The sequence below is a fragment of the Actinomycetota bacterium genome (assembly GCA_036280995.1).
In the GTDB taxonomy this organism is placed as follows: Bacteria; Actinomycetota; CALGFH01; order CALGFH01; family CALGFH01; genus CALGFH01.
This window is the reverse complement of record DASUPQ010000670.1, coordinates 1-2,648: the sequence shown is the minus strand read 5'-3', so window position 1 is coordinate 2,648 and position 2,648 is coordinate 1. Positions and strand designations below refer to the sequence as shown.

At 70.6% G+C, this 2,648-nt stretch carries 2 protein-coding genes; one reads left to right on the top strand and one right to left on the bottom strand.

All coding sequences use genetic code 11. From position 1 onward, the window contains the following. The coding region (locus VF468_22830) for a DUF3039 domain-containing protein (protein HEX5881124.1) at positions 1-260 on the top strand (260 nt) is incomplete at its 5' end. A gap of 485 nt (positions 261-745) precedes the next feature. On the opposite strand, the gene VF468_22825 is transcribed toward VF468_22830, so the two are convergent. Next, positions 746-2,032 carry an IS256 family transposase gene (locus VF468_22825; GenBank protein HEX5881123.1) on the bottom strand — a complete coding sequence of 429 codons (1,287 nt, stop codon included), beginning with the start codon at positions 2,030-2,032 and terminating at the stop codon, positions 746-748. Positions 2,033-2,648 lie beyond the last annotated feature (616 nt).

Sequence of the window (2,648 nt, the reverse complement as noted above, 5' to 3'; positions counted from 1 at the left end):
ATTCCAGCCTGATCCAAACGGGAGTGCGGGACATGGCCACCGAGACCAAGACCAAGCCAGCACCGGGCGAGACCGACACCGGAGAAGGCGATGGCTACGCCCACTACGCCCGCAAGGAGGAGATCACCCGCGCCGCCATCGAAGGCGGCACCATTGTGGCACTTTGTGGATTCCGCTTTCCTCCAATTCGCGATCCCCAACGCTTCCCCGTCTGCCCCAAGTGCAAGGAACTTGCCGCCATGCTCTGGGGCGAGGCGTGACTGGGTGACAAAGAGCGCCGCCCCGCGGGACGGGTAACCCGCAGCGGTTGCAGAGGGGCCGGGAGCTGACGGTTCTGCACTCGAGCACACCAGCGAGCTCGCCGACGACCGGTCGCCCTTTGCGGTCCGGATCCTACGTAGGCACCCCTCCCCCAGGGCGATCGCCGCGCTGCGGGCTCCGCAACGTCACGCAGCACCCCAGGGACCGCAGTCTGACCAGTGCACGCCGTGGTACCAAGGAACGCGTGGGAGCGCTGGCACCAACCTCACTGCAATCCTCACACGGCTCTTCGTTTCAAGCGCCAGTCGCTGCCTGGCGGGTCCGGACCTGCTTACAGCCGGCACCAATAGACCCCTCGAAGGGCGACCGCTGCTCGACCGGGTTATCTGGCGGTTGCTGCGATTGATCGTTCTGGATCAGCGGCGCCCCGGCGCACGAGGATGTCCCGACCGCTGTGGAAGTTCGGTGGCGGTCCCGGTGCTGATCAGGCGGCGGCATCCTCCTTGGTCGGTGTGACAGTGGCGATCGTGGCGTCGAGCGCGGCCCGCAGCGCGGGTAGGTGCAGGTAGCCGTTGACGCGGCGGAACTGCCTGGCCGCCTCGCCCATCCCGGCGGCGATCCAACGCAGCACCATCTGCCCGTCCCGCCACCGCTTGACGTTGGCGGCGTGGTCACGGCAGATCTCAATCATCGACTCGATGCTGTTCGTCGACCTGAGGGTTCGGGCGAGGGTGGGCGGCACGCCGAGGCGGCCGATGGTGAGGGTCTCAGCCAGCCCTTCCCGCAAGGACGCGGCGGCGCCGGGGTGGGAGCGGTCCAGCTCACGGGCCAGCGCCTCCAGGTCGGCCTGGGCGAGGAGCGGGTCGGGGTTGCGGTAGGCGGCCCGCATCCGCTTGGCCACCACCAAGGCCACGGCATCGGGGAGCCGGTCGGTCACATTGCGCAGCTTATGCAGCTGGCAGCGCTGAATGACCGGGTGGTCGAACACGTCGGTGACCGCACGGCGCAGGGCCTTGGCGCCGTCGAGCACCACCAGCAGCGGCCGGGTCGTGTCGAGTCCGCGGTCGCGCAAGCCGGCCAGCAGGTCACCCACCACCGTGGCGTTCTCGGTGGCGCCCTCGGCCAGGGCGAGCGGAACCTTGGTGCCGTCCAGGGTGATCCCGAGGGCGACCACGCAGGTGTGCTCGGCCACCCGGATGCCGTCGACCAGCAGCGCCACCAGGTCCAGGCCGGACAGGTCGGCGGCCAGCAGCTCGGCGAGGGCCCGCTCGGTGGTGGCCACGAACCGGCGCGACACCGCTGACCTGGAGGTCCCCGAGCTCGCCTGGTCGGCTCGGCGGCCGACCGGCTCCAGCCCATGGTGGTAGCGGCGGGTGGACAGCTTGGCCAGCATCCGCTCCAGGGCCAGCTGGTCCAGCAGCTCGGTCCCAGCGAACGCCTGCCAGGTCGGCAGGGCCAGCTCAGCGGTGCCGTCGGCGCGGCGCACCCGCGGCCGGTCGACCCGGACCCGCCGGCCGCCCAGGGTGACCTGGCCGGGCTGGGTGCCGTGACGGACCGCGGCCCGGGTGGGGTTGTGGCGGCCCTTGGGGCCGACCAGCCGCTCGACGTCAGCCTCCAGCAGGCTCCCCAGCACCCCCAGGCCAGTGCCAACGGCCAGGGCGAGCAGCCCCTCGCGGGCGGCACCGGCCAGCTCAGTCAGCGCGACCGTGACCTGCTCGGGCAGGACCAGCTCGGCGTCGGTGGGAACGGTCTGCTGCGTATCCTTGGGCATGTGGCGGTCCCCTTCTGGTCGAGCGGCTTGGCGGTTGCCCGACACCTACCACACGGCAGGCATCAGGCGGGGACCGCCACCTCAAGTTCTACGAAGCCCGGGACATCCTCCTCCGGCCCCTGCAGGAGCGTGTCTCCAGTACGGCCGGGACGCCTCTCAGCGGGAGACCCGTATCAGTCCCCCTCGACGGAGGCGCTGAGCCGGCCATCCTGGAAGATCTGGCCGAGTGCCAGGCCGCGAGCGCCAGTCGTGATGGGCACGCTGTCGTGAGCTCCGCGGCCACAAGGCACCCGCAAAGGGTGCGCCCCGTGACGGGCCGCTGTTCGAGGGCGACGTAGGCCACGACCTTCGCGGCCATCTCGGGCACGGGCAGTCGGGTGCCATCGACCACCAGGCCGAACCACCCGAAGAGGTGGATGGAAGCTCGAGTTGCATCTGGGGGCCCGCAGCCGTCTCCCTGATGCATTCCTCCTCCCGGCCGGGCAGCTCCACGCCGGAGACACGTCATCTAGCGGTCTCACCATAGACAGCATGCCCCGTCGACCGCCGGAAGGCCGCGCGGCTCGTCGGACGGTCAGGCCGAGCGCAGGAGCCAGGGCTTCTCGCGAAGGAGCTC